This is a genomic window from Devosia sp. WQ 349K1, from assembly GCF_016595685.1.
GTDB lineage: Bacteria > Pseudomonadota > Alphaproteobacteria > Rhizobiales > Devosiaceae > Devosia.
Genome location: NZ_JAENGO010000001.1, coordinates 727,600 through 752,839, shown reverse-complemented (window position 1 = coordinate 752,839; position 25,240 = coordinate 727,600). Strand labels below are relative to the sequence as shown.

Annotated in this window: 25 protein-coding genes; 15 read left to right on the top strand and 10 right to left on the bottom strand. The window is 55.8% G+C overall.

Annotated features, from left to right (window positions below; genetic code table 11):
• Positions 1-2: 2 nt before the first annotated feature.
• Complete coding sequence (locus JHL21_RS03580; protein WP_200211913.1) at positions 3-674, bottom strand: hypothetical protein; 672 nt, start codon at positions 672-674, stop codon at positions 3-5.
• 98 nt (positions 675-772) lie between these two features.
• Here JHL21_RS03580 and JHL21_RS03575 point away from each other — a divergent pair, with 98 nt between their 5' ends.
• Positions 773-1,093, top strand: coding sequence for a hypothetical protein (locus JHL21_RS03575; RefSeq protein ID WP_169195019.1), 321 nt, complete (start codon positions 773-775; stop codon positions 1,091-1,093).
• 68 nt (positions 1,094-1,161) lie between these two features.
• Here JHL21_RS03575 and JHL21_RS03570 read toward each other — a convergent pair whose 3' ends face one another.
• The 3 genes from JHL21_RS03570 to JHL21_RS03560 all read right to left on the bottom strand — a co-directional run bounded on the left by JHL21_RS03570 (position 1,162) and on the right by JHL21_RS03560 (position 3,296).
• On the bottom strand, positions 1,162-1,779 hold the full coding sequence (locus JHL21_RS03570; protein WP_200211911.1) for a transglutaminase-like cysteine peptidase: 618 nt from the start codon (positions 1,777-1,779) through the stop codon (positions 1,162-1,164).
• A 128-nt stretch (positions 1,780-1,907) separates the two neighbouring features.
• The gene (locus JHL21_RS03565) at positions 1,908-2,540 is read right to left on the bottom strand and encodes a PilZ domain-containing protein (RefSeq protein ID WP_200211910.1); all 633 of its coding nucleotides are present in this window, start codon (positions 2,538-2,540) and stop codon (positions 1,908-1,910) included.
• A gap of 102 nt (positions 2,541-2,642) precedes the next feature.
• A complete protein-coding gene (locus tag JHL21_RS03560; protein WP_200211909.1) occupies positions 2,643-3,296 on the bottom strand; it encodes a PAS domain-containing protein in 654 nt (217 codons plus the stop codon).
• Between the two features lie 179 nt (positions 3,297-3,475).
• Here JHL21_RS03560 and JHL21_RS03555 point away from each other — a divergent pair, with 179 nt between their 5' ends.
• On the top strand, positions 3,476-4,210 hold the full coding sequence (locus JHL21_RS03555) for a rhomboid family intramembrane serine protease (protein ID WP_200211908.1): 735 nt from the start codon (positions 3,476-3,478) through the stop codon (positions 4,208-4,210).
• 111 nt (positions 4,211-4,321) lie between these two features.
• Here JHL21_RS03555 and hisI read toward each other — a convergent pair whose 3' ends face one another.
• The gene (gene hisI / locus JHL21_RS03550) at positions 4,322-4,774 is read right to left on the bottom strand and encodes a phosphoribosyl-AMP cyclohydrolase (protein WP_200211907.1); all 453 of its coding nucleotides are present in this window, start codon (positions 4,772-4,774) and stop codon (positions 4,322-4,324) included.
• Between the two features lie 228 nt (positions 4,775-5,002).
• A complete protein-coding gene (gene folE, locus JHL21_RS03545; protein ID WP_200211905.1) occupies positions 5,003-5,623 on the bottom strand; it encodes a GTP cyclohydrolase I FolE in 621 nt (206 codons plus the stop codon).
• Positions 5,624-5,741: 118 nt separating this feature from the next.
• On the opposite strand from folE, the gene JHL21_RS03540 reads away from it, so the two are divergent.
• From JHL21_RS03540 to JHL21_RS03510, 7 genes are all read left to right on the top strand, one after another.
• On the top strand, positions 5,742-6,218 hold the full coding sequence (locus tag JHL21_RS03540; RefSeq protein WP_367948150.1) for an iron-sulfur cluster assembly scaffold protein: 477 nt from the start codon (positions 5,742-5,744) through the stop codon (positions 6,216-6,218).
• Positions 6,218-6,526 carry a membrane protein insertion efficiency factor YidD gene (yidD, locus tag JHL21_RS03535; RefSeq protein ID WP_200211904.1) on the top strand — a complete coding sequence of 103 codons (309 nt, stop codon included), beginning with the start codon at positions 6,218-6,220 and terminating at the stop codon, positions 6,524-6,526. Before JHL21_RS03540 ends, yidD begins: the two co-directional genes overlap by 1 nt.
• 177 nt (positions 6,527-6,703) lie before the next feature.
• Positions 6,704-8,698, top strand: coding sequence for a threonine--tRNA ligase (gene thrS, locus JHL21_RS03530; RefSeq protein ID WP_200211903.1), 1,995 nt, complete (start codon positions 6,704-6,706; stop codon positions 8,696-8,698).
• Complete coding sequence (locus tag JHL21_RS03525) at positions 8,698-8,922, top strand: hypothetical protein (RefSeq protein WP_169195010.1); 225 nt, start codon at positions 8,698-8,700, stop codon at positions 8,920-8,922. The genes thrS and JHL21_RS03525 overlap by 1 nt, the downstream gene beginning before the upstream one ends.
• A 137-nt stretch (positions 8,923-9,059) precedes the next feature.
• Entirely contained in the window at positions 9,060-9,491 is a 432-nt protein-coding gene (gene arfB, locus JHL21_RS03520) for an alternative ribosome rescue aminoacyl-tRNA hydrolase ArfB (protein WP_182393991.1), read from the top strand.
• 11 nt (positions 9,492-9,502) lie between these two features.
• Positions 9,503-10,819, top strand: coding sequence for a UDP-glucose/GDP-mannose dehydrogenase family protein (locus JHL21_RS03515; RefSeq protein WP_169195008.1), 1,317 nt, complete (start codon positions 9,503-9,505; stop codon positions 10,817-10,819).
• Positions 10,820-10,863: 44 nt separating this feature from the next.
• Positions 10,864-12,273, top strand: a complete 1,410-nt coding sequence (locus tag JHL21_RS03510; protein WP_200211902.1) for a phosphomannomutase — start codon at positions 10,864-10,866, stop codon at positions 12,271-12,273.
• Between the two features lie 34 nt (positions 12,274-12,307).
• On the opposite strand, the gene JHL21_RS03505 is transcribed toward JHL21_RS03510, so the two are convergent.
• Positions 12,308-14,077: a hypothetical protein gene (locus JHL21_RS03505; RefSeq protein ID WP_200211901.1), complete on the bottom strand. Its 1,770-nt coding sequence runs from the start codon at positions 14,075-14,077 to the stop codon at positions 12,308-12,310.
• 102 nt (positions 14,078-14,179) lie between these two features.
• On the bottom strand, positions 14,180-15,151 hold the full coding sequence (locus JHL21_RS03500; protein WP_200211900.1) for a hypothetical protein: 972 nt from the start codon (positions 15,149-15,151) through the stop codon (positions 14,180-14,182).
• A 187-nt stretch (positions 15,152-15,338) separates the two neighbouring features.
• Here JHL21_RS03500 and JHL21_RS03495 point away from each other — a divergent pair, with 187 nt between their 5' ends.
• The 3 genes from JHL21_RS03495 (at position 15,339) to JHL21_RS03485 (ending at position 18,134) form a co-directional block, all read left to right on the top strand.
• Positions 15,339-15,917, top strand: coding sequence for a nitroreductase (locus JHL21_RS03495; RefSeq protein ID WP_169195004.1), 579 nt, complete (start codon positions 15,339-15,341; stop codon positions 15,915-15,917).
• A 100-nt stretch (positions 15,918-16,017) separates the two neighbouring features.
• Positions 16,018-16,818, top strand: a complete 801-nt coding sequence (locus JHL21_RS03490; RefSeq protein ID WP_200211898.1) for a transglycosylase SLT domain-containing protein — start codon at positions 16,018-16,020, stop codon at positions 16,816-16,818.
• Between the two features lie 119 nt (positions 16,819-16,937).
• Positions 16,938-18,134, top strand: a complete 1,197-nt coding sequence (locus tag JHL21_RS03485; RefSeq protein WP_200211897.1) for a DUF2336 domain-containing protein — start codon at positions 16,938-16,940, stop codon at positions 18,132-18,134.
• On the opposite strand, the gene JHL21_RS03480 is transcribed toward JHL21_RS03485, so the two are convergent.
• Complete coding sequence (locus JHL21_RS03480) at positions 18,131-18,907, bottom strand: NAD kinase (protein ID WP_254081904.1); 777 nt, start codon at positions 18,905-18,907, stop codon at positions 18,131-18,133. The two genes, JHL21_RS03485 and JHL21_RS03480, sit on opposite strands and share 4 nt — an antisense overlap.
• Before the next feature lie 124 nt (positions 18,908-19,031).
• Positions 19,032-20,810 (bottom strand): Wzz/FepE/Etk N-terminal domain-containing protein, encoded by a 1,779-nt coding sequence (locus tag JHL21_RS03475; protein ID WP_200211893.1) that lies wholly within the window; start codon positions 20,808-20,810, stop codon positions 19,032-19,034.
• Between the two features lie 402 nt (positions 20,811-21,212).
• On the opposite strand from JHL21_RS03475, the gene JHL21_RS03470 reads away from it, so the two are divergent.
• From JHL21_RS03470 to JHL21_RS03460, 3 genes are all read left to right on the top strand, one after another.
• Positions 21,213-21,641 carry an oxidoreductase gene (locus JHL21_RS03470; RefSeq protein WP_210338829.1) on the top strand — a complete coding sequence of 143 codons (429 nt, stop codon included), beginning with the start codon at positions 21,213-21,215 and terminating at the stop codon, positions 21,639-21,641.
• A gap of 32 nt (positions 21,642-21,673) precedes the next feature.
• The gene (locus JHL21_RS03465) at positions 21,674-24,001 is read left to right on the top strand and encodes a bifunctional diguanylate cyclase/phosphodiesterase (protein WP_200211890.1); all 2,328 of its coding nucleotides are present in this window, start codon (positions 21,674-21,676) and stop codon (positions 23,999-24,001) included.
• Positions 24,002-24,445: 444 nt separating this feature from the next.
• Positions 24,446-25,174, top strand: coding sequence for an outer membrane protein (locus JHL21_RS03460; RefSeq protein ID WP_200211888.1), 729 nt, complete (start codon positions 24,446-24,448; stop codon positions 25,172-25,174).
• Positions 25,175-25,240: the final 66 nt, after the last annotated feature.

Below are 25,240 nucleotides of genomic sequence, written 5' to 3'. Positions count from 1 at the left end.
TTTTAGAGTGCGCCGATTTGCTCCAACCAAGGAGCCATTTGGCTATCAAACTCTCGCCAGTGGGTCAGTGCTGCCTCGTTAAAGCTAACGATGGCGGCCAACCCGCTGGATAGATGCACGGTGCGTACACATCGACTAGGCCGCGCCGGCGTTGGCGCTGTTGAGCATTTGGCCACAAATGGCCTAGACGCTAAGGCGTCGTACCAAACCACTTCCCCCGCATATCCGTCTGCTGGTTTCAGCGTTTTGCCGACAAGGCCGGGAACGGTCTGCAGCAGTGCGCCCTGAAATTGATGCACGTAAACTGTGTCCAATAGTGCGCTGCTCGCCCGCGCGCGGGTGAGTGGGAGTAGCGTGACATCAATGAGTGTAGCGCTCTTGGTGCGTTCGAAATTTAGCGCAAACTTCAAATCGACCTGCTGAACGAATCCCTCGTGAGTGTCCTGACCTGTGCGGAACCATGTCTGGGGAATAGCGAGCTCGCGACCTCCAACTGTCTGGATAATTCGGGAGCTGTCCGCGGGATCTGGTGTCTGTGCTGCGTCATTTCTGCCCATTTGATCAAGGGCATAAGCCAAGCCTATAGCGGCGACCAAGATGATCAGTGCTATCGCTGCAAGATTGTAAGCGACCCCCGCATGGGATGGTCCAGACCTAGTCGATGCTGTGTGCATGAGCGGTGTTAACCAAATTATCCAGCTGGAGGTGACAGTCCATAGAGTAGATTATATGCTTAACAAATCATTAATACAGCCAGGTATGGGCGAAGAAGATGAGCAGGGAACTACTACTCGCCGCCTTTATTATGGGCGTTGGACTGAGCGTGGCGGGGGCAGGGACGTATCTTTATCAGTGGCTGACGCGGGAAGAAGCGGCGCTGCGGGTGGATGGTAATACCTTGGGCCAGTCGTTTCTTCGGTTTGTTGTTAGCGTTGTTTGCGGGCCCTACATCATGCTCCAGTATGGCTGGAAGCAGGAAGACGACGGTACGCTCTCGATGCCCTCGATGTTGATTTCCTCACTCGTGGCTTTTGGCTGGTCTTTCGTGACCGGCCTCCTGATCATGAGCGTTTACGTCTTGGTGCTGTACTAAGCGCTTCGCTGTTTGAACGAAAAAGGGCCCCGATTGCGGGGCCCTTTTTGTATGCCTTGTCAGGCGAATTAGTCGTTGGAGGCAACCACAATGGTGCGGGCGTCAATCATATCTACCCAATGTCCGGAGTGGGTTTGTGACTGGCGCTTGAGGAAGGTGTACGGGGTGTCGCTCCAAAGCTTGATGGAGCCTTCTTGGTTGTCCAGCACCATGTCGCCGCGATCGGTGCGTGCCATCAGTACGGCGTGACCATTGCCGTTAGGCTCACGCACAACAGCAATCATCAGCGTCGATGGGTTCCAACCAGCTTCAATGAGGTCCCGACGCTTGGCCAGCGCGAAGTCTTCGCAATCGCCGTAGCCGTTCGGATACGTCCAGAATTCATCAACCTGATAGAGTTCGCGATCTTCAACCGGTACGACAGTTTGATTATAGTGGGAGTTTACTGCGACCAGCTCTTCCCAGCGCTGCGCGTCAAGCGGCATGGCGGCGATTGGGCTTGGGTTGGTGCGGCATTCAGCAGGGCGCGACTTGCAGAACTCCAAATGTCCAACCGGGATGGAGCTGTTCTTTTCAGCAGTCTGGATAAAGGCAACGTGGGTAAGGTCCAACGCAGACACGGGTGCGGACATCAAAGCGATGGCGCTCAGAACTCCAGCGATAAGCGTCTTTGCTGTGGTGGCCATGTTCCCGATCTCCCAGTTGGAGATCATTCTAGGTAACGGCCATTAGCTCGATAAGAAAACTACCACGTAGTTTTTATATGAGTTTTATCCACTGTATTCACACTTCATTAACCATGATTATCAGTGGACTAGCTCATGCGCAGGTTTTGCTGGACGACATTGAGCATCTCTTGGGAGGCGACGAACTCGACCGCAACCCCGTTTTGGAGGTGACGAACAACCCGTGCGCGCATGCGTCCGAGGGCGATGGGTGTGCCCATTGCAGGACGAACGTCCAATTCGATGGCGGCGCCCGAGAGCGAGATGTCTATAATCTTGCAATTGTAACGGCGACCGTCGTCCAGGACCACGGTTGAATGGCGAATGTCGGGTACGACACGTTCGTGGCGTCGGTCTTCGGGCAGGTTGAGCAGATCCTTGCTCGCCAGCCATGTCAGCTGCGCAGCCATTTTATCGCGCTTGCGCGGGGAGGCGTCGATGCTCATGCAGAACCCGCCATCGACCTGTGCTTCCAGCGTGCCCTCTATTCGGCCCAAATGATCGAGATAGGCAATGATGCGTTCGCCGATAATGCCAGCGACGGGAGCGATGACGACTGCATCGCCGGGAGACATGGCGAGAACCTGACACGGGAACTCACGGCGGTCGGCAAGCATGTAGCGCCCGAGAATAGAGACGTTAACGCGTTGAAAGCGTTGCTCACTTCTTGGTGGGGGCGCTGCAAAACTGTCTCGAGCGGAGATGTTGCCATCATCAAGCATCGACAACCTGCTCCTAGGTCAAAGTATTCTCTATGAAAACTTAGAGGAGCTTGGTTAACTTAGTATGGATTGTTAGATCCCAAGGCGCTTTAAAGGCGGTCTTTAGTTTCGACCGCCGTCAATCACTGCCAAATGTGCATAGCGACGAGCAGTTATGCCGTAAACTGTTGTGGGCAGTGCGGTTGATGCCGCTGTATGGGCGTAAGGGACGTCGTTGACGACGCTCGATACTTCCTGCGCCATAGGTTCGTCCGCTGGCATGTCGTCGGGCCACAAGAGGCGGAGGCCAGTGATGCGCTGTTCGATGACAGGCTGCACGCCGAGCCAGTAGGGCTCATCAAAAGCTGTCATAGCGCCCAGAATACGGGCGTGGGTCGAGCCGTTATGACGCAATGGCATCAAAATGGCCTCAAAGGTGACCTTGGTCTGGAGGGCCGTGGTCCCTTGGAAGGTGACAAGCGCGACGGCGTGATCTTCGGTGACAGCGCGAATGAGGGTTTCAATCGCGTCGTGGTCGCGGTCATGCCAAAGAGCGTTGAAGGAGCGCCCTTTGAGCTCGCGGCAATAGCTAGTGCAAAGGTGAGATCCGGCAAGGCGGAAGGAGAACTCTTCGTTGTCGTCGACCTCAAGGATAAACGTGTTGGCAAGTGCCTCACGGATGCGGGTCGGATCAATATCTCGACGGTCGGGAGCGCTGCGCGAACCCCGAATCGTGTTCCAATAGGTATAGAGCGTCTTGGTGCTCGGCATCTTCATGGTTCAGCGTTCCGCATCGTTGGCGTCCGGGTAGCTCCAACAGCTACTCTTCAGCCCGCTGAACATTGCAAAATGTAGATCAAATTGCCTGCTTAAAGATTGATTAAGGTTAACGCCGGGGCACGCATTGTGGAAAAGTTAATAAGAACGATCGCTGTTGTGCGGCGAGGGGACAGACCATGACGGGCCACGATCAACACTCTCAAAGCGAACAAAAACAAGGGCGTGAGCCCATTTTCTTGCTGCCCACGACGGTCGCTGTGCTTGCTGGCGTGATGATCGTTGTCCACATCGCCTCGAGCCTGGTTCTTAACCAGTCGGGGCTTTTGCAACTCTACTACTGGTTCGCCTATTTGCCCGCGCGTTTCATCGCTGCAGGCGAGGATTTGATCTATGCCGCGCCACTGTTGTGGACCCCGATCACCCATGCCTTTTTGCACGGGGGCTGGGATCACCTTGTGCTCAATACTGCTTGGCTCTTGATTTTCGGAACACCTGTGGCGCGCCGTTACGGTGGCATGGGCATGATTGCGATTTTTCTCGTCTCTGCGATCGCAGGGGCGGCGCTGTTCACCGTGGTGACGCTCTATGACGGGGTCTTCTTGATTGGGGCGTCCGGGGGCGTTGCGGGCCTGACCGGCGCGGCGATCCGATTTATGTTCCAGCCAGTCGTTGTGGCGAACGACCCCGAAACAGGGGAGCGGGTCATTCTGGCGCGGCGACTGGCCTCAATCCAGGAAGTGATGTTGCACCCGCGCGCGCGGTTTTTCACTTTGCTTTGGTTGATCCTGAACGCCGCTGTGCCGCTCCTGCCATTGTTTTTAGGCGTGAACCTGACCATTGCCTGGCAGGCTCATCTGGGCGGGTTCCTTGCAGGCTTCTTTATGGTGCAGCTGTTCGAGCGCCGGGCGTAGTTTTAACCCAACGCTTTTGCGCTATTCGAGCATAGCTCTGATGGCCCTCGCTCCTAAAATCTTCCAAATGGAGGGATTTTAGGAGCCGAGGCGTCAAAGGGGAGAGCTGTATTATTTCCCGTAGACGGCTTTAGGGTCGAAGAGGCGCGGCATGCCGGTGTCGGCAAGTTTGGCTTCGCCATTTTCGACTGTTACCTGCCGATAGAAGCAGGTCTTGCGACCGGTGTGGCAGGCGGCACCACGTCCGGTTTGGTGAACGCTCATGACAATGCAGTCTTGATCGCAATCGGTGCGAAGAGAAACGACCTGCTGAAGTTCGCCAGAGGTCTCGCCTTTCTTCCAGATCGACTGGCGGGAGCGCGAGTAATAATGCGCAATGCCGGTTTCGATGGTGAGGCTGAGCGTCTCTGCATTCATATAGGCGACCATGAGGACGTCTTTAGTTTCTTCATCGACCGTCACTACGGTGAGCAAGCCATGCGCGTCAAAGCGCGGCGCAAACTCTGTGCCGTCTTCAAGGGCGTGGTGATCGAGAGATTTGGGATTGACGAAAGCAAAGGTCATGGTCTGCGCCCTGTGAGGGAAGAGGTAAACGCTCTAGCGCGGTCGGCAGACGATGTCACGTTCTATGGGGCGGGCGCTCTGAAGAGCACCTGCAGTGCTTAGCCAATCTTGTCATCATCGGACTTGGCCCGGTGATCTTGTCCGTATCAGCATTGTACTGAATTGCCGGCGTGCCCCCGGCAATGAGAGAGTGAAGAAACTGGGGGCCTGATGGCCCCCACATAATTTTTAGCGGGTGACCATGGCAAAGAAGCGGTCCTGCTCAACGCGGTCTTCAGCGAATACGCCGGTGAAGCGGTGAGTTACGGTCGAGACATCGTGGGCCTTTACGCCGCGCATGGTCATGCACATGTGCTCGGCTTCGAGCATAACAGCTGCGCCGCGTGGATTGAGGTTTTCGTTGATCGCGTCGATGATCTGAGCGGTCATCGTTTCCTGCGTCTGTAGGCGGCGCGCGAAAACTTCCACCAGACGAGCAAGCTTTGAGAGGCCTACAACGCCATCATGCGGCAGGTATGCGATATGGGCCTTGCCGTAGAAGGGGACCATGTGGTGTTCGCAGTGTGCGTAGAACGGGATTCCCTTCACGAGAACAAGATCGTCGTATCCGCCGACCTCTTTGAAGGTCTTAGAGAGAACGGACTTTTCGTCCTGCGCATAGCCAGAAAACAGCTCGCCATAGGCTTTGGTGACGCGAGCAGGAGTTTCGAGTAGGCCTTCACGCGTTGGGTCATCGCCAGCCCATGCGATCAAAGTGCGGACTGCCGCCTCTGCTTCTTCGCGCGTTGGGCGCGTGGTCGCCGAGCGTGTCTCATCATTCGCCTTGAGCGCGTTAATTTGAGCGTCCATAATTGGGCATCCCCAGCAATACGTTCGTAAATCGCCCAAGGGCGCATTACGGTGTGTGAGTTTATCAATTACCGCACTGACACCGCATTTATCCCACCTATATAAGGTGCAGACGCTATTGGAACAAGAAACTGTCTCGCTGATGGAATTGAACGATCTTTATTCAGAAAAGATCCTTGATCTGGCGGCAAACGCGCCAAATCCGGGGCGATTGGCAGCGCCCGATGGCACAGCGCGGAAGGTCGCGAAGGTCTGTGGGTCTTTAATCGAAGTGGACCTATCCATACAGAATGGCGTGATCACTGGTTATGGCCACAAAGTCTCCGCCTGCGCTCTTGGGCAAACTTCAGCATCGGTTGTTGCCAGAGAGATCGTTGGTACGACGGTGGCGGAGTTCTCAGTGCTGCGCGATACGATGTTGGCTATGCTGACCGTTGAGGGGCCTGTGCCAGCTGGGAAGTGGGCCGATCTGGCATATCTTGAGCCGGTACGAGCATTCCCCCACAGGCACGCTTCCACCATGTTGGTATTTGAAGCTGTGTTGGCTGCGGTGGAGAATGCTGAGTCAAAACAAGCTCATGGCGCGCAAAGCTGATGCATCGATTCATCGATATTACGTGGCGCGTAATCGATCTGCCTTTCAAGTTTGCGGCGGTTTTTCTCATTACGCTCTATCGTTATACGCTTTCGGCATTCACCGGGCGGACGTGCCGGCACCTTCCAACATGTTCGGAGTTTACCCGAGATAGTATTTGGCGCTTTGGCTTTTGGCCGGGGGGCTGGATGGGGGCGGCGCGGCTGTGGCGTTGTCGCCCGGGCGGCTCACATGGTTATGATCCAGTGCCGGAGGCGTTGCCGGCTGGCGCTTGGTATGCGCCCTGGCGCTATGGGCGCTGGAAATAGGTTTTGCCCCAAGAGCGGAGGGGTAGGGCTTAAATTTGAGCGGCTTTCTGCTGAAACCGCGCACAGCTTTGCGCTAAACTACCGCTGCGGGCTGGCAGAAACGAAAAACCGTGCTATTCAGGCCGCCTTGCAGCCCAGTGGAGGCTGCTTCAAACCAAAAATTTCTGGAGACTTCAAATGTCGATCAAGGTGACATTCCCCGATGGTGCAGCTCGCGAATTTCCGCGCGGCACTACCGGCACCGAGATCGTGGAAGGGATCTCCAAGTCGCTGGCAAAGAAGACTGTCGCGATGAAGTGGAACGGCGCTCTGGCCGATCTCTCTGACGCGCTCGACGCTGACGGCAAGATCGAGTTTGTGACGCGCGATTCCGGTTCGGCGGACGTGCTCGAACTCATCCGCCACGACGCCGCTCACGTGCTGGCTGAAGCTGTGCAGGAACTTTGGCCTGACACGCAGGTGACCATTGGTCCGGTGATTGAGAACGGCTTCTACTACGATTTCTATCGTCCGGCAGGTCCGTTCACTGAAGACGATCTGCGCGTCATCGAAAAGAAGATGGCTGAGATCGTTGATCGTGGCGCTGCATTCACCAAGGAAATCTGGACCCGCGATCAGGCCAAGGATTTCTTCCGCGCTAAGGGCGAGCATTTTAAGGTTGAACTGGTTGACGCTATTCCGGCTGATCAGTCGCTGAAGATGTATAAGCAGGGTCAGTGGATCGACCTTTGCCGCGGTCCGCACATGCGTTCGGTCAAGGACGTTGGTACGGCCTTCAAGCTGACCAAGGTGGCGGGCGCTTACTGGCGCGGTGACAGCAATCGCGAAGTGTTGAGCCGTATCTACGGCACCGCTTTTGCGACCAAGGAAGACCTCGAAGCTTACGTCACCATGATGGAAGAAGCCGAGAAGCGCGACCACCGTAAGATCGGCCGCGACCTTGACCTGTTCCATTTCCAAGAAGAAGCGCAGGGTTCGGTGTTCTGGCACCCACGTGGCTTTGTCATCTACAACCAGATGGAAGCCTATATCCGCCGCCGTCTGGACAAATCCGGCTATGTTGAGGTGAAAACACCTCAGCTGATGCACGCCAAGTTCTGGGAGCAGTCCGGCCACTGGGGCAAGTATCGCGAAAACATGTTCGTTGTGCCCGATCAGGTGCCGAACACGGAAGATGATCAGCCGATTTTTGAATCCGGTGCTGACCTGTTGGCGCTCAAGCCAATGAACTGCCCAGCCCACGTTCAGATCTTCAATCAGGGCATTAAGTCCTACCGCGATCTGCCGCTGCGCATGGCCGAATTTGGTTGCTGCCACCGCAACGAAGCGCATGGCGCGCTGCATGGACTGATGCGTGTGCGTCAGATGACGCAGGACGATGCGCACATCTTCTGCCGTGAAGACCAGATCCAGAGCGAAACCGAGCACTTCGTGCACTTGCTGTACTCCGTCTACAAGGACATGGAGTTCAGCAATGTGGTGATCAAGCTCGCAACGCGTCCGGAAAAGTTCGGTGGCACCATCGAACGTTGGGATGCGGCTGAAAAGGCGCTGGGCGATGCTCTGCGCGCCACTGGCTATGACTTTGAAATCGCTGAAGGCGAAGGCGCCTTCTATGCGCCAAAGCTTGAATTCCACCTCAAGGATGCGATCGGTCGTTCTTGGCAGGTTGGTACGCTGCAGCTTGACTATGTTCTGCCAGAACGCCTCAACGCTACCTATGTGGCAGAGGATGGTTCGCGTCAGTATGCCGTGATGCTGCACCGCGCGATCCTTGGTTCGCTAGAGCGCTTCATCGGTATTCTGATCGAAAACTACGCTGGCAAGATGCCAATGTGGCTGGCCCCGACCCAGGTTGTGGTCGCGACCATTGTGTCGGAAGCGGACGACTACGCTGAGAAGCTGGTCCGTCAGCTGCGCGATGCCGGCATTCGTGCCGAAATCGACGCTCGCAACGAAAAGATCAACTACAAGGTCCGCGAACACTCGGTGAACAAGGTGCCGCTGATGTTTGTGGTTGGCCGTCGTGAAGCGGAAGAAGGCAATGTTTCGGTGCGCCGTCTTGGTACTGAAGGTCAGCAGGTCCGTCCGTTCATGGACGCGCTGGTCGATCTGATGGCTGAGGCTACCGCGCCGGATTTGAAGGCTGCTGCTGCGGCGAAGGCTGAATAATGCCACTTCGTCCGTCTAATCGCGAAATGAAAGCTCTCTACCATATGGGGGAGAGCAATGTGATGGGCCCCGACGACTTCAAGGATGTCGGCGAAAAGACATTCGCCGTCATGCTCAAGAAGAAGTGGATTGAAGAGGTCGAGCCGGGCAAGTTCCGGACCACCGAAAAGGGCCGTATCATCCACGACGAGGAAGTGTATTTCTCAGGTCGTTGGAAGCGGTAGGTTTTCGCCGGGGCTTATAACCCCCTCCCGTCCTCCCCTTGGTAGGGGGAGGCGTAGAACGGTTTGATGGCGTGGTCTTGCCAATCGGCAGGATGTGTTCCTCCCCCGCAAGCGGGGGAGGCTAGGAGGGGGTAATCATGGCTGAGCCTATTCAGATTACCCGCAGCCTTCGGATTGATCCTTCGGAAATTGACGAGACTTTTGTTCGCGGCTCGGGGCCGGGCGGGCAAAACGTCAATAAGGTGGCGAGCGCCGTACAGCTGCGCTTTGATCTTCTCAATTCCCCGTCCTTGCCTGACCCGGTCAAGCGTAGGGTCGCCGATCTGGCGGGCAGTCGCCTGACCAAAGATGGCGTCATCGTCATCACCTCCAATTCCCACCGCGATCAACCGCTGAACCGAGCCGAAGCGGTGGCACGGCTGGTTGCGCTTATCCGCGAGGGCGCTTATCCGCCGAAACCGCGTATCGCCACCCGTCCAACCCTTGCGTCCAAGAAGCGACGCGTGGAAGGTAAAGCTGTGCGGTCAGGCATTAAGCAGATGCGCGGACGGCCAAATGTTGACGATTGAGGGACTAGTCAATGAAGATCACGGTCATCGGTTCGGGCTATGTGGGATTGGTGTCCGGCGTGTGCTTCGCAGACTTCGGCCATTCGGTAACTTGCGTCGATAAAGACGCGGCCAAGATTGCCGCGTTACAAAGCGGCATCATCCCGATTTACGAACCCGGTCTCGATCAGATTGTCCTTGCCAATGTGGAAGCAGGACGCTTGCAATTCACCACTGCGCTGGCCAATGCTGTAGCCGAAGCTGACGTGATTTTTATCGCGGTTGGCACTCCGGCGCGCCGCGGTGACGGACATGCCGACCTGACCTATGTCTACGATGTTGCCCGGGAAATTGCCCCGTTGATCACACGCTTCACGGTGGTTGTCACCAAGTCCACCGTGCCCGTGGGTACGGGTGACGAAGTCGAGCGGTTGATCCGCTCGGTCAATCCCGAGGCCGATGTTGCCGTCGTTTCCAATCCCGAATTCTTGCGAGAGGGTGCGGCGATTGCCGATTTTAAACACCCCGACCGTGTTGTCGTCGGCTTGGAAGATGAACGCGCGCGTTCTGTGATGGCAGAGGTTTATCGGCCGCTCAATCTCAACTCGTCGCCGCTCCTGTTCACGTCCCGTCGTTCAGCTGAGTTGATCAAGTATGGGGCCAATGCCTTTTTGGCGATGAAGATCACCTTTATCAACGAAATGGCTTCGCTGTGCGAAGCGGCTGGCGGGGATGTGCAAGAAGTTGCACGGGGCATGGGGCTGGATCGTCGGATTGGCGAGAAGTTCCTCAATGCCGGACCGGGCTTTGGCGGATCGTGCTTCCCCAAGGATACGCAGGCACTGGTGCAAATGGGCCGAGAGCATGCGAGCCCGATGCGGTTGGTTGAGGCGACTGTCGACGTCAATGTGGCGCGCAAGGGCGCTATGGCGCAACGCGTTATTGCGGCCTGTGGTGGTTCGGTGGCCGGGCGCACCATTGGTGTGTTGGGTCTCACCTTTAAGCCTGAAACAGACGACATGCGCGATGCGCCATCGCTCGACATCATAGCGGGTCTGGAAGCGGCTGGTGCTCATGTGCGGGCCTATGATCCCAAGGGGATGGCTGCGGCAAGACCGCTCCTGCCAAATGTCACACTGGTCGATACGGCATATGAGGTTGCAGACGGCGCGTCCGCGGTTGTTTTGGTCACAGAGTGGAACGAATTTCGTGCGCTAGACCTTGCACAGTTGAAGTCTCGTATGTCGGACGGTCTGTTGGTTGATCTGCGAAATGTTTACCGCGAAGCCGATGTGGCCAAGCATGGCTTGGGCTATCTCGGCCTTGGTAAACCCAGCCGTCTGCCATAAGTCTCGGTATTTGCATTCGTAATCGATTTGAGCAGGAACTCTCTATGACCTCGCCAGCCAATAGCTTGAAGTTCGGAACCAGTGGGCTACGGGGGCTGGTAACGGATCTGCAGGGCAATGCTGCAAGGCGGTATACGGCCGCCTTCCTGCGTTACCTCAAAGAGGCGGGGACTGCGACGAGTGGGAAAGTCTATCTGGCCCGCGACTTCCGCGCGTCCAGCCCAGACATTTTGGCGGACTGCGCCGCTGCTGTCACCGCTGCGGGGATGACGCCGGTCGATTGTGGAGCGGTTCCAACGCCAGCGCTGGCGCTGCATGCGATGAGCGATGCTTCGCCAGCGATCATGGTGACTGGTAGTCATATTCCGGCGGATCGAAACGGGCTCAAATTCTACGTTCCGACCGGCGAGATTTCGAAGGCAGACGAAGCGGGTATTCTCGCTGCGCTGCAGGACGATGATATCGATGGCGCTGGCTATGGTGCTGCAAATGAGTTTGGCGCGGCGACAGAGCGCTATATTGCTCGGTTTGAGCCCATTCTGCCGATTGGCGCCCTCAACGGTCTGCGTGTGGGTGTCTATGAACACTCGACAGTCGCGCGCGATATTCTCCACCGGGTCTTGCGCCATCATGGGGCGGAAACGCTGAGCCTTGGACGCAGGACCGACTTTGTCCCGGTGGATACGGAAGCCTTTGGCGACGCCATTTTTGCGCCCCTTAAGGCGTGGCTTGATGAACATGAGCTCGATGCCATTGTGTCGGCAGACGGAGACGGGGATCGTCCTCTTCTTATGGACAACACCGGCGCGTTCGTACGCGGTGACGTCTTGGGCCTGCTGACGGCCAAGTTTTGCGCGGCCAAGACTGTTGTGACCCCTGTGACCTCGAACTCTGCCATTGAGCGGACAGGCTTGTTTGAAAGCGTTGTTCGGACGCGCGTGGGCTCGCCTTATGTGGTGGCCGAACTTGAGGGCGCCGAAGGGCCTGCTATCGGCTTTGAGGCCAACGGCGGGACATTTGTGGGGCAGGGTGTGCTTGTGAACGGTAAGCGCCTAGCGCCTCTTGAAACACGTGATGCTGTTCTGCCTATTCTTGCAGTGCTTGGGTTGGCCGCAGCTGCGACGCAATCCATGGCAGAAGTCGTCGCTGATTTGCCGTTGCAGCATGCTGTTGCCGATCGGTTACAAGACGTGCACAGCGAGAAGAGCGGCGCGTTTTTGAAGCGCCTAGGCGAAGATCGCGCCTATGCGGAGCAGGTGTTCGCGCCGCATGGTATCTCCGGGTTTTCTCATATTGACGGACTACAGTTCCGCACAAGTTCTGCCGACATGGTGCATTTCCGCGTCTCGGGGAATGCTCCGGAACTGCGTGTTTATGTTGAGGGCTCGACGAGAGAGCGGGCAGACGAGCTGCTTGCGTGGGGTCTGAAAATTGCTGCGCAAGCTGTAGCGTAACAAAAAAAGGGCCGGTTGATCGGCCCCTTTTGTCTTATTGCGCGTTGGCAGTGACGTCGATCTTGGCCAGAATGGCCATTGGATCGTCTTCCGCCGCTTCAAATTCCTCAAGCGAAATGCCGTTTTCTGATTTGGCCGAAATGCCAATGTTCAGCGTCTTGGCTGTGCCAGCAACGAATTTGCTGACAGCATCGCCGAGATCCGCCGCGTCTGCGAGGTCGGCGAGATAGGCGATGATCGTACCTTTCACCAGATCCGCATAAACCGGGCGCATGGCGTTGGCGTCGGCGCCCATTTCGCCGCTGACGGCTGCGAGAACCACTTCGCCAATGCCGTTGTCGACCGTGGAGAGATTGAGGGTGCTGAGGGCGAGAGCACGGCTGGCGGCGAGTGCCTTGATGTAGTCGACGTCAAAGAGCGTTGGCGAGGCGTTGACGAGCAGGCCATCAAGTTTCACGGAGCCCATATCTTTGAGGTCGAAGGAAATCTCTTCAAGGGTGATCGCCTCGTCCGCTTCGGTCCATTCTCCGGCAACACGGAAGCTGCCGTTGATTTCGGTGAGACCGGCCAAGAGCATCATCGATAGAAGTTCATCGCTCTCGTTCTCAGGAATGTTGACGATGATATTGTTGGCAGAGATGTCGGCCTTCGACGGAATTCCGTTGATGTAATTGGCCAGCGTGAGGTCGAAATCTGCGACGGTGAGCTTAAAGGGTTCGTCGTCGACGAAATCGAGTTCCAAGCCCGTAAACGACAGGCCTGCAAAGTTCGGCGTCAGCAGGCGCTGGTTGGTGTCCATCCATTCTTCGGTGATCGGCTGCGGAGCCGCTTCGATCGCCGCTATGATGTCGGAGAAGTCAGAAGGCTTGGAGGAGATTTCAGTGATCGAGAGGTGGTTCTCGTCTTCGAAGGTGCCGCGAATGTTTTTTGCCGTCACGGCCGGGGAGAAGCCCGGCTCGATCGCGGCGATCGAAATCGTCTCGATATCGACGCGGTCGTTGAACTTGTTTTCGTCGTCACCGGACACTTCGCGGCAGTAGAAATCTTCGATTTCCGACGGGCCGGATTTTACAGAGGTAACCAGATGCGCGTAGCTGGTGAGCAGGGGTGCCAGAAGCGCTAGATCGTCGCTTCCGTCCCAAATGTCGCTATCGGCAAGCTTGATGAAATTGGCGACCGCTTCTCCTACTGGGCGCATCTGCACGTCTGCCCCCGATATGGAGCCTATCGCGCATTCGGTATCGTCGGCATTCAGGCTTGCTCCGGCGATACTAAAGTTGCCGTAAAGCGGATAAAATGTGTCTTCCGCTGCTACGCTTGGCGTGGTGGTACGGGCGATATTGGCGAGGCTAATGTTATCGAAAGTAAGGCTGTCGACCTGGATCGCGCCGTGCTTGTTCGAGGTGGCAATCGCGCCAATGGTCATCGTCTCCGCGGTACCAGCGCGTACATTGGTCAGGACGACATCGCTGTAGGTGATCGTGGTCGACTTCGCCTTTTTGGTCTTAGGCGCGATTGTGACAAGGATCTCGGGGATCGTCAGAGAATCTGCGTTCCACTCACGGAGCTCGTTTTGGTGACCGATGAGGGCATCACTAATGGCCGCACGAAGGCCGTCATCGTCTAGGGAGGAGTTGACCGCCACAAGAGACGTCAGGGCAATTGTCGTGTCGGCGGACGTGTCGGTGGGTGCCGTTGTCTCGGTGGACTGGTCTTGCGCGAATGTGGGTTGCACTGAAACGCAAAGCGCAAGTGTTGCTAAGGAAACGGCCACATATTTGGGCGCCGTTTTCAGCTTGGGCATGCCATATCTCCTCACAGTGGATCAGCTCGATCCTATCTCTGATTGGACTATATGACACTAAAGACAAAAATGCGGCCTGAGAGGCCGCATTCTTTAGCATAGTTAAATCGAGGTAAGGACTTCGATCTCGTTCGAGTTTCCGGGGATGATCTGGAAATCTCGATTGAACACCCGATCGCCTAATTTGGCGAGGACGCTGTAATCTCCCTCAGCGAGAACGGTGCTCGGAAAGGCTCCGCGATCTGTAAAGAGCGTGGCGCCGGTGGCGTCTTTAACGGTCCACTCGACGTCGGCAATAGCCTCGCCACCTGTTTCAGAAACGAGCTTGAAGCCGACCTCGCTTGCGTGATGGTAGAGCGTAGCGTCTGTCATCTGACCGGGCTCAACGCGCAGGTCTGCACGCACTTCGGCGTTGATCGTGCCGAAATGGGAGACAATCTGATAGGTCCCCGCATTGAGGGTGACGATCTCGTTCGCGCGGATACCGTCAGCGATCAGCGCGCGATTGGCGCCGTCTCCAGTGGTGTAAATTTCAAATGTCAAAAGCTGCGGCGATATGGGGATGTCACCGGTAACGGCAGAATGCAGACGCAGTCCGCCAACATTCAGAATGACGTCCTTCTGCATACCACCGGGCAGGATTGTTATGGATTCGCTGTATTGAGCACGTCCATAGGCGACATGAAGCATGTATTCGCCGGGACGGAGTTCGATGCGAGCATTGGCGGTTTCCGCCTTGGCAACCAATGCCATCTCGCCGCTTTCATCGGGGTTGCCCTCAAAAACGCGCCAGATAAGGCCTTCGGTGATCGGGGTGCCGCCTTCGATTATCCGAGCGCTAAGCGTCACTGGCTGAGGGATGTCGGCCGCAGCTTCAATTGCGGCCTGTGCCTCAACGGCAGCGCGTTCCTGCTCGGGGCTCATTTCTTCCGGCTGCGCGTTCCGATCCGGGCGGGGACGCGGTAGGGGCGGGATTTCGGCGCTAGCTTGGGCATAGCTGGCGACGGGAGCCATAGCTGTTGGAACGGCAGTCAGCAGGACGGCCAATATCGCTAGGAGTGGAGCAAAACGCATAAGGTCTCCCAAGGAACGCAGGGCAGGCGACTCTCAGGTCGTCTCTAACCAATCATTGCGGAAAAGCTGTGTCATACCCTACGCCATTTTGGAACAGGGCGCAGCGCTTTGCCCAAGATTGCCGCAGGAAAGACTTGGCGCGCAGGCAGTGGGGGACTATTGCACGAGCATTGGGAAAGGAACCATCATGGCCGTCAACACTGCGCTGCGCGATTATCTCCTCACTCGTCGTTCGGTCGGCCTTGGGTTTCTGAATGAACCTGGCCCGAGCCAGGCCGAACTGGATACTATTCTGACCATCGCAACGCGCGTCCCTGATCACGGTAAGATCACGCCTTGGAGGCTGATGGTTTACGCAGGGGAAGCTCGTGCGCTTGTCGGCGAGCGTTTGGCTGAGATCGCTCGGAAGCGCTTTCCCACCTATGACGACGCTTCATTGGACGTCGAGCGGAAGCGTTTCCTGCCTGCGCCGCTCACCATTGGTGTGATCTCGCGTCCGCAAGAGCACCCCAAGGTGCCAGAACTCGAACAGGTGCTCTCTGCGGGCAATGTTGCGTTCAATCTCATTCACGCAGCGCATGCCCATGGCTATGCAGCGTCGTGGATCACACGCTGGTTTGCCTTCGATCAGGAAGCCGCGAGCATGCTTGGCGCGAAAGAGGGTGAGCAGTTTGTCGGTTTCGTTCACATCGGCACGCCGAGTGTTACGCCTGAGGAGCGCCCGCGTCCGGATTTGACATCGGTCGTTTCGTATTACGAGGGCTAAAACTCGCACAGTTTTGCGGCGTGTCCTTAAGTTAACGAAATATTGCTGTGTGTTTTGTGGTAGGCTTGGGAAAGCTGATTCACAGGACACGCTCGATCGAATGGGCATTAAACCCGTTTCAATTCCCCAGAATTTGGTCAACGCGCTCACTGCTGCGGGGGAAAAAAGCGGTGTGGATTTCAGCTACTTGCTGCAGACTGCAGTGCGTGAGAGCAGTCTCAATCCCAGTGCCAAGGCCAGAACATCGTCAGCTGTTGGTCTATTCCAGTTTCTGGAAGGGACTTGGCTGCAGGTGATGAAAACCGACGGCCCTCGGCTTGGCTATCAGCGGTACGCCGACGAAATCACACGCACGTCTGATGGCGATTACGCCGTTCGAGATCCCCGGAAGAAAGCCGAGATTCTTGCTTTGCGCGAGAACCCACAGATTGCAGCTGATCTGGCCGCAGCCTTCACGCGGTCAAATGGCGATTTTCTGAAGACCGCGTTTGGGCGTATGCCTAGCGCTGGCGAACTCTATATCGCGCATTTTCTGGGTGCACAGGGCGCGGAGCGCATGTTCCAGGCGGGATTGCAAAATCCCGAGCAAGTTGCGGTCAACCTGTTCCCTAAGCAGGCGAATGCCAACCAAACGATATTTTATGACGGCTCAGGTAAGCCACGTACTATTCGTGAAGTTTATCAGGTGCTTGTAGCAAAACATAATGCCGAGCCCAATGCTGGTTTTGCAGCGCAGCAGATCAGTTCGTCCACGCCAACGAAACCAATTGAGCCTGCTGTTCCTTCGCGGTTTTCTCCGGCGAATATGTCTTTTACTGGTCTATTTCGAACAGAGCCAGAAGCAGCGACTGATGAGGGAAACGGCAGCGCCGCATTCTTCACGCAGCTCTATAGCCAGTAAGTTTTAGCGATCAGGCAAAGCGCATAAGTATTTTATAGTATCCGCGCTGCCGTCGTTTATGGTGAACGCTTCCTTAAACTTCTGACAGTACTTTCATTTCCTAGTACTGGAGGAAGTGTATGGTCGGATACCAAGCCTTTGCTGAGCTGTGTCAATCGGCAGACAGTGATGCGCGTGGTCATGCCGCTCATCTGGCCGCTTTGGCCTATCTCGACCATCGTGGGCATGCCGAAGAACACGCAGCGCTTTATGCGGCCCTGATTGGCTTTCTCGATGATCCATCGGTTAAAGTTCGAGCCGCATTGGCCTATGGGCTACTGCACGCTGACACTGCTCCGCGTCCTGTCATCTTGTCGTTGTTGGGCGATAGCCCGGTAATCTCGCGGGCAGTGCTGCAATATTCGCCCGTTCTAATCGATGCGGATCTTGCTCCGTTGATCCGGCGAGGCGAAATTTCTGACCTGGTCGCGATTGCGCAGCGTCGGTCTATTAGCGCGCGGCTAGCGGGAATGATGTTAGAGGCCGAACAGCGCGAAGTCTCTTTGTTGCTGTTGCGGCGGTTAGAGGTCGCTGCGCCTGCTGAGGTGCTTCTGGCTTTGGCGATGCGCCATTCGGGTGACCCACAGGTCCGCGGTGCATTGTTGGCGAGACATGACTTGCCGGCACAAGGGCGACTAATTCTCATTCGCGCTGTGGCTGAGGGGCTGAAGTCTTGTCGGGTCGTGAAGGGCTCGTTGCCGAGTGGGCGTCTCAATAAAATACTTCGCGACAGTCTTGATACGGCTATTTCAGTGATCGGCGAGGCGAGTGACGGTGACACGCGTTATGTGGATGACCTTGCCGTTAGCGAAAACCTCAACACGCGCACTCTGCTGCACGCGCTGGTCAATGGCCGCGTGCTCTTCTTCTCCGATTGCATAGGGCATTTGGCAGGCGTGCGGACTGAGAAGGTGTTCTCCGTGCTCAACTCCGGTGGACGTGCAACGGTCGCGGCACTTTTTGCGCGGGCTGGGTTGGCACCATCTGTCGTGGGGCTGATGGTGCGGTTCATTCAACACGCCCGTATGACAGATCTTTCTGACGATGTGTCGGCGCGCCACTATGTGGTTACCGCGCTGACTGAAGAGCTGTTGGCGGAGTATTCGAACGACATCCCATTCGAGCTTGAAGAAGCGTTCGGGTATTTGAGTGAGCAAAATATCACCTTAGCGCGACAAGCCGCGCGAGGTGTGGTTTCGGCTTTTGCAGAACACCGCATAGGTGCGTTCGCGCTCCCCGCGCCAGCCGAGGAGCGCATTGCGCTGCCGGCGGCCTAGAAGCGGAACTGTTCCGTTAGGACCCGCTCTTCCAGACTGGTGCCGGGATCAAACATCAACGCTACAGCGTGTGTTCGATCTTCGCGTACGCTCACAGATGCAACATTATGAAATTCCACATTGTCTGCCACGGCGCTTACAGGTCGCTTGTCGCTTTCACGCGTGAGGAACGTGACTTCTGCGCGGTTTGATAGAATGGCACCGCGCCAACGGCGTGGGCGGAACGGCGAGATTGGGGTAAGGGCCAGCAGCGGAGCCTCAATGGGCAGGATCGGACCATGCGCAGAGAGGTTATATGCGGTGGACCCGGCCGGCGTTGCGAGGAGGGCGCCATCGCAAATCAATTCTTCCAGACGCACTTCGCCATCGACCAAAATCTGCAGTTTCGCGGCTTGGTAGGTTGAGCGGAACAGGGACACTTCATTGATGGCGAGTGCCGAACGCGTCTCGCCGGACTGATCCGTGACCGTCATCGACAGTGGATAGATATGCGTCCGCTGCGCGTCGTTGAGGCGTTCGAGAAGGTTCTCTTCATTGTATGGGTTCATCATGAACCCAACCGAGCCGAAGTTCATGCCATAGACTGGGATGTTCTGGCCCATCACCTGGTGCAATGTCTGCAACATCAAGCCATCGCCGCCGAGAGCAACAACGACGTCGGCGTCAGCCAGTTCATGGGCGCCATAAGCGAGGCGTAGCCTTGCAGCGGCTTCATCAGCAGCTGGGGTGTTGTTCGATACGAAACATATCCGCGACAAAGATAGGTCGGACAAGTGCGGCTCCATTGAAGTCGCTCTTGCCTAGCATGCTAGGGTGCGGCGGACCATCCTGCACAAGGCGTAGACCTCCCCCAATTCAGTACTTGCTGGCAGAGCAGGCCGCGAGCGTTCTGTTCGATCAGATTTCAGAACCGTAGCGGTGAAAGTGAAGCTTCGGCTTTGGCCTGCGTTCTTTTTGTTGAGCGAGAACAGGGATGACGAGCAGCGATAGGTTGCCTGCACTGCGGAGAGCTCGCAGTGTCTTCTTGACCGTGTGCTGAGGCGTGCTTGCCCAATGGGAGACGAGCAGCGCGACTTGAACTAAGGGCGTTACATAGAGGGTATCAGCGAGCTCACCCATGGCGGCGGTGTCGATAATGACGATGTCAAAGTGGCTGCGCGCCTTTGTGATCAAATGTTCAAAGCCTCTTCCACCAAGCAAGTCAGTTGGTGAAATGTCTTCCCGTTCTGCCCCGACAACGACCCTGAGCGGACTCAACGGATCCGTTGTGACGAGGGTGTCGAAATTTGTGTCAGTGATTGGCCTAACAAGGTGGTCGACAAGAGCCAGAGACGGCCCGATTTTGAGGTTGCGATGAACGCCGGGATCACGGAGATCCCCATCGATGAGTAGCGTACTGGCGCCGGATCGAGCAAAACACCGCGCTAGCGCAACGGCCAACGTGGTCTTTCCCTCACCAATGGTTGTCGAGCACACCATAATGACCAAGCCATCATCGATTACAGACTTTGATGGTGAGACTGCGAAGCCGATTGAGGCCCGCAATCTGCGTACGGCTTCGGAGTAGGCAGAACTCGGGTCATCGACGATCAATTCTGCAACAGAATCTGCGTCTGTTCGAGAGCGGGCACGCGGTAACACGCTGGCCTCGTCCAGTTTAAGCGCGCTGGCCATTTGCTCGTCGGACATAAAGCCACCGATCAGGTGCTCATATAGCAGTGCCAGTGCGATACCGGCCATCAGGCCTGCTATCGCCGATAGAGTGAGTGTAAGGCCGTAATTTGGGCTGGAAGGGTAGAGCGGCACAATCGCTGCCGATATGATTTGGCTGTCCGCTACTTGGAGATCGGTTTGTGCGGTTAGATCCCGCAACCGCTCGAGAAGTGAATGGTATTGTGCGGTGGCGACATCGGCATTGCGTAAGAGCTCGTGTTGGCTCTCGACGATGTCTTGCCTGAAAATGGGTCGATGAAATGCTGCTTGGTTTGAATGGTGGGCGGGTAGGGGTTCGCTTATCTCTAAGCTGCGATCTCGCTCAGCAGCTGCATCGGCGATATCGATTTTTGCATCTTCTATGTGGCGAGCAAGGATCGCCCGATGATTTTCGAGGTTAGAAATCTTGTGGCGAAGCTGCGCGCCGATATAGGTTTCGGCAAGGCTATTGGCGACATTTGCAGCACGCTCGGGACTGGCAGAATGCGCCGTAATGGCAATGATGTAGGTCTCGCCACGTCGTTTCACAGTGGTTGATCTGCGCATTTTTGTGAGCGCGCTATGCAATGCTTCTGCGGTGCTTGGTTTGGTGTGGCTCACCAGGCCCAGAGTCGCGAGCGCCCTTTGCGCCAGTCCTGCTGAGGCCGGAGTATCCGCTAACATTGCCCCTATTGGTGTCCGTCGGATTGTTTCGAGGAGAACGGCGTCTGACCGGATGAATTCGACTTCACTATCGATCCTTGCACTGGCTTCGCCACCCGCGTCTGAGATCGAGATTGGATCTAATAAATTTTTGTCGCTTGGATCGTATAGGATAAGCGCTGTGGCAGTGTATGTCGGTGTTGATAGAAAGAGGTAGGTTGTAGCGATTGTAATAAAAAGAACTGCCACTCCTAGGATTAGGAATGATCTTCTGTGTATGGATGATAATATTTGCCGAATATCAATTTCGGCTCGTTCCATTTGGATCTTCTTTGTTGTCCGTCGTGTTTTATATTATCAAGTGGAAATTGTTTTGGATATGGGATTTCCAGCTGCGGTGGCCGGAGTTGGGAATAATTTATAGCGCATCAATTATTTGCGCCTGACTGCCACCTTTTTCTGGGTGGCGCGTTGATCGCGTAGGGTGCAAGATCGTCATCAAGAATTTTTAGAAGTTTGCGGTTCTTGCTCGCTTAGAAATGGTCCGCGGTTTTTCAGTGTGCTGATATTATCAAGAGCCGAGGATTGATCGTATTACGTGTTTAAACGTAAGAGTGCTCAGAGACTTCTGTGAAAAAATTGGATGTCATAAATTCCAGCCCATACGGGATGAACGCGATGCGACGCAGAACTGTAATTTTACAAATTCTTGTAGCTGGTGCCTTGAGCCTTCAGCCGGCGTTAGCCGCTGATCTACCAACTCTCACGCTGTCTGCTGGTTCCACAACAGTCGTGTATGATCGCGATGCGCTAGAGGCTATGCCTCAGACGGAGATCAACACGACAAGCCCTTGGACTGAAGGCGTTGTCCATTACGAGGGTGTGGCGCTGAGCCATCTTCTCGAAGTGAGTGCGGCCGATGGCGCCATGGCTATTGTGACAGCTCTAAACGATTACAGCGTGGACATTCCCACAAGTGATTTTGCCGAGTTCGGTCCGATCCTAGCCATCAAAAGGGATGGCGAATATATGCCAGTATCAGACAAGGGACCATTCTTTATCGTCTATCCCTTTGATGAAAATCCGGAATTGCGCCAGCAACCCTATCACGGACGGGCCGTGTGGCAGGTGAAGGCCATTGCCATCCCGTAGCCTGACGCTCATGAAAGGGCACGGGACGTAAAATGCACCCATTGCGGATAATATTGGCGGTTCTGGTCGTCGGTTTTGTGACTGCCGCCAGTTACATTTCGTTCCTTCTGTATGATCGATATGCTGCGCTGGACCAGGCTGGTCTCTGGAACGTCACATGGATGTTCACGCAAGCTCCAAGCGAGTTTTCTCGCCTAGAGCATAGGGTGAGCGGGTATGCGGCTGGATTGCCTGGGGTGGACGAGAATGAAGTCCGCCTAAGGTTTGACATTGTTGTCAGTCGCTTAAGTACCCTCAACGGAAGGGAAGCCTCCGTATTTCTCGGTCAGTCACCACTGAGCGTCGCGACATTGCAGGAGCTCGGGGCGGCATTGGTTCAGGTTGAGCCAATGCTGGATGACCTCGGGGAGCCGGGAAAACCTGCTGAAATCCTGAGTATACTGGAGCCAATATTTCCAAAATTGGCGCGGCTTTCGGTCGATGCAAACACGTGGAACTCTGCAAATCTCAATCGTGATCGGCGCGCCCTATTCGATCTTCAATGGGCATTCACAGGCGTAGCATTCGGCTTGATTGGAGGCGGCTGCTTGCTCGTTGGCATGTTGCTGTTCCACAATCGGCTCTTGGGTCGCGCGCAGGATGTGTTGCGTCAGAAAGAGCAATCGCTTGTTATCCAAAACGCTCGTTTTGATGCGGCGCTACAAGCGATGTCAGTGGGGCTGTGTCTGCTCGATCATGAAGACACTCTGATTGTCTATAACGCTCGTTTTCTCGAGCTCTTTTCGCTCGATGCTTCACGCGACTGGGAAGGGACCCATATCAGCGAGGCTCTGGAGGGTCATTTATCTGGCGGCGACATATTTGCCGATACGGCGGCAGACGGTGAAAGCAGCGACGACATCACCATTCTCAGTAGCCGGGTTCAGCATATGCCGAATGGTATTGTGCTTCGGGTCTCGCGCGAAAAGACGATTGAGGGCGGCTGGGTCTGTACATTTGAGGATATAACGGAGCGCCAACGCGCGCAGGATCGCGTCGTCCAGATGGCACGGCACGATGCGCTGACAGGCATGGCCAATCGCCTCTATTTCTGGGAGCGCACTGCGCAAGCTCTGCGGCAAAACAAGGACGCGGGCCGCGGTTTGGCTGTGCTGTACTTGGATCTCGATCGCTTCAAAGAGGTTAACGATACGCTTGGGCACCAGGTTGGCGACGAGCTGCTGCGCGATGTCGCTGCTCGGATTATGTCCACGGTCGATCCTCGCGACATCGTTGCGCGCCTAGGTGGCGACGAATTTGCCATTTTGCATGTCAGTAAGGGCGATGCCGAAGAGAGTTGCCGGCGCCTGGCGGCGCGGCTGCTGACCGTCATTGGTGAGCCTTACCTCATTTTTGGGCACGAAGTGTCTGTGAGCACCAGCATCGGCATTGCACTCGCATTCGACACCGACCTGCATCCAGATACTCTTATGAAGAACGCCGATTTGGCGCTCTATAATGTCAAAGCAGAAGGGCGTGCAGCCTATCGCTTCTTCTCGATGCGGATGCTTGAGGATCTGCAGCATAGGCGCAACCTCGACATCGACATGCGTCAGGGGATCGAGCTTGGACAATTCGAAGTCCATTACCAGCCACTTGTTCTGCTAAAAACGGGTAAGATCGTTGCTGGTGAAGCATTGCTGCGCTGGCGTCACCCGGAGAGGGGCCTCGTGCCGCCGGGCGAGTTCATTCATATTGCCGAAGAGACTGGCTTCATCAACAAGCTTGGCGAGTGGGTCTTGCAGCGCGCGTGCCGCGATGCGCTTCAATGGCCTGGCGACATTAGCGTGTCCGTGAATCTCTCGCCTATGCAGTTCCGGGACAGCAATCTCGTTAAGAGCGTTGCTGCTGCCCTTGTCCAGAGCGGGCTCAATCCATCACGTCTCGAGCTTGAAATCACTGAATCTGTATTGCTGCAGAAGAATGACGCCAATCTCGAGGCGCTGCGCCAACTCAAGAAACTGGGTCTGACGATTGCCCTTGACGATTTTGGGACCGGATACTCGTCGCTGAGTTATCTGCAGCGCTTCCCCTTTGATAAGATCAAAATCGACCAAAGTTTTGTGCGAGACGTCGATCGCTGGCCGGACAGTCTTCCAATCTTGCAGTCCATCGCAAGTTTGGGGAAAAATCTGGGCATGCGGACCACGGCCGAAGGTGTTGAAACCGCGGCGCAGCTTGAGATTATCACCAATGCCGGGTTCATCGAGGCGCAGGGCTATTATTTCAGTCGACCTGTGCAATTCGCTGACTTCGTTGCGCTGGTCGAAGGACGCGAGGGCGGCGTGGCGCAGCTAAACGCGCTACCACGGCCAGCATAGCGTGCTTGTTGCGACGCCCGTAGTTTGTCTTAAGGCATGAACATACTCAGAAAAGGGGAGCATGTGCGACCTCCGGCGCGTAGACTAACACGCAGCATCGTAGCGCCTGCTCGGCAGGCCCCGCTGTCCTGCTATGCACTGTATCGATAAAACCACGATACCAGAGCAGCGATACTTGCAGGCCGCATGCCGCCGTTTTCAAGGAACAGCGTCAAGATTACATGCGAAATGCTGCAGCGATATGGGGAGCCCGCGGTTGGCAGCCTTTATAGGGCAGGCTGTCGCAGCATTGGTATAGACAGTTGCCGCGCGCTACCCTTGCACGATGTTGGCCTTAGTATGTGGCGAAAAACATACACGATTTTTGTTATAGAATTTTGATATTCCAACCAAATTCCACCTGAAGTCGGCTAGCAACAAATGGTTAGTGGGTGGGATTTTGTTATGAAAAGTAATTTGATTGCTGCAGCATTGCTTTTGGGTTTGACCATTCCGGTCAGTGCGGATCCATTGCTGATCGACGCGCCAGTCGCAAGTTGGGACGGCGCTTATATTGGCGCCGTTGGCGGCTGGACAAATAGTAAGACTACTGGGACCGACGTGACCGGCGAGGAGTGGGGGCCACCTGGCACAGTCCTCGACATGACCGATGTCGGTCTAATCGGCGGCGTGGCGGCAGGTTACAATTTCCAGAACGGGAACTGGGTCTTTGGTCCCGAGCTGGAGTTGGGCTGGATCTCTAATGACAAGGTCTACGTCGATCCAACAGACGATGATGATGGTCTCTATACGCAGTACGGCTTCTATGGCGCTCTGACTGGCCGCATCGGCTATGTAGCCAACAATACACTGTTCTATGGCAAGGGTGGTGTTATTTTTGCCAATATGAAAAATGCCGGCGGTGAGTTTGACGGTATCGGCAACGAAGATAGCAGAGGTAAGTGGGGGTTCGACGGTAACGAAGCTGGATTCGGCGACGAGACGCGTACTGGTCTGACCGTTGGGGCGGGTATGGAGCACGCTCTAAGCGATAATTGGACGTTCAAGACCGAATATATGTTTGCTGATTTCGGCACAAAGACCTACGGCCATGCCGACGGCGATATGTCAGAGCCGTTCAACTTCAATAACCATATCCACACGGTGAAGTTCGGACTGAATTACCGGTTCTGATTTAAGCGTAAGTCAAAGCCTATCGAAAACCGGCATTCGTGCCGGTTTTTCTTTTTTTGCACGCGG

Bases quoted from the DNA above. Each gene is read 5' to 3' on its own strand.
- JHL21_RS03580 (WP_200211913.1), bottom strand. From the start codon at position 674: ATGCACACAGCATCGACTAGGTCTGGACCATCCCATGCGGGGGTCGCT.
- JHL21_RS03575 (WP_169195019.1), top strand. From the start codon at position 773: ATGAGCAGGGAACTACTACTCGCCGCCTTTATTATGGGCGTTGGACTG.
- JHL21_RS03570 (WP_200211911.1), bottom strand. From the start codon at position 1,779: ATGGCCACCACAGCAAAGACGCTTATCGCTGGAGTTCTGAGCGCCATC.
- JHL21_RS03565 (WP_200211910.1), bottom strand. From the start codon at position 2,540: ATGCTTGATGATGGCAACATCTCCGCTCGAGACAGTTTTGCAGCGCCC.
- JHL21_RS03560 (WP_200211909.1), bottom strand. From the start codon at position 3,296: ATGAAGATGCCGAGCACCAAGACGCTCTATACCTATTGGAACACGATT.
- JHL21_RS03555 (WP_200211908.1), top strand. From the start codon at position 3,476: ATGACGGGCCACGATCAACACTCTCAAAGCGAACAAAAACAAGGGCGT.
- hisI (WP_200211907.1), bottom strand. From the start codon at position 4,774: ATGACCTTTGCTTTCGTCAATCCCAAATCTCTCGATCACCACGCCCTT.
- folE (WP_200211905.1), bottom strand. From the start codon at position 5,623: ATGGACGCTCAAATTAACGCGCTCAAGGCGAATGATGAGACACGCTCG.
- yidD (WP_200211904.1), top strand. From the start codon at position 6,218: ATGCATCGATTCATCGATATTACGTGGCGCGTAATCGATCTGCCTTTC.
- thrS (WP_200211903.1), top strand. From the start codon at position 6,704: ATGTCGATCAAGGTGACATTCCCCGATGGTGCAGCTCGCGAATTTCCG.
- JHL21_RS03525 (WP_169195010.1), top strand. From the start codon at position 8,698: ATGCCACTTCGTCCGTCTAATCGCGAAATGAAAGCTCTCTACCATATG.
- arfB (WP_182393991.1), top strand. From the start codon at position 9,060: ATGGCTGAGCCTATTCAGATTACCCGCAGCCTTCGGATTGATCCTTCG.
- JHL21_RS03515 (WP_169195008.1), top strand. From the start codon at position 9,503: ATGAAGATCACGGTCATCGGTTCGGGCTATGTGGGATTGGTGTCCGGC.
- JHL21_RS03510 (WP_200211902.1), top strand. From the start codon at position 10,864: ATGACCTCGCCAGCCAATAGCTTGAAGTTCGGAACCAGTGGGCTACGG.
- JHL21_RS03505 (WP_200211901.1), bottom strand. From the start codon at position 14,077: ATGCCCAAGCTGAAAACGGCGCCCAAATATGTGGCCGTTTCCTTAGCA.
- JHL21_RS03500 (WP_200211900.1), bottom strand. From the start codon at position 15,151: ATGCGTTTTGCTCCACTCCTAGCGATATTGGCCGTCCTGCTGACTGCC.
- JHL21_RS03495 (WP_169195004.1), top strand. From the start codon at position 15,339: ATGGCCGTCAACACTGCGCTGCGCGATTATCTCCTCACTCGTCGTTCG.
- JHL21_RS03490 (WP_200211898.1), top strand. From the start codon at position 16,018: ATGGGCATTAAACCCGTTTCAATTCCCCAGAATTTGGTCAACGCGCTC.
- JHL21_RS03485 (WP_200211897.1), top strand. From the start codon at position 16,938: ATGGTCGGATACCAAGCCTTTGCTGAGCTGTGTCAATCGGCAGACAGT.
- JHL21_RS03475 (WP_200211893.1), bottom strand. From the start codon at position 20,810: ATGGAACGAGCCGAAATTGATATTCGGCAAATATTATCATCCATACAC.
- JHL21_RS03465 (WP_200211890.1), top strand. From the start codon at position 21,674: ATGCACCCATTGCGGATAATATTGGCGGTTCTGGTCGTCGGTTTTGTG.
- JHL21_RS03460 (WP_200211888.1), top strand. From the start codon at position 24,446: ATGAAAAGTAATTTGATTGCTGCAGCATTGCTTTTGGGTTTGACCATT.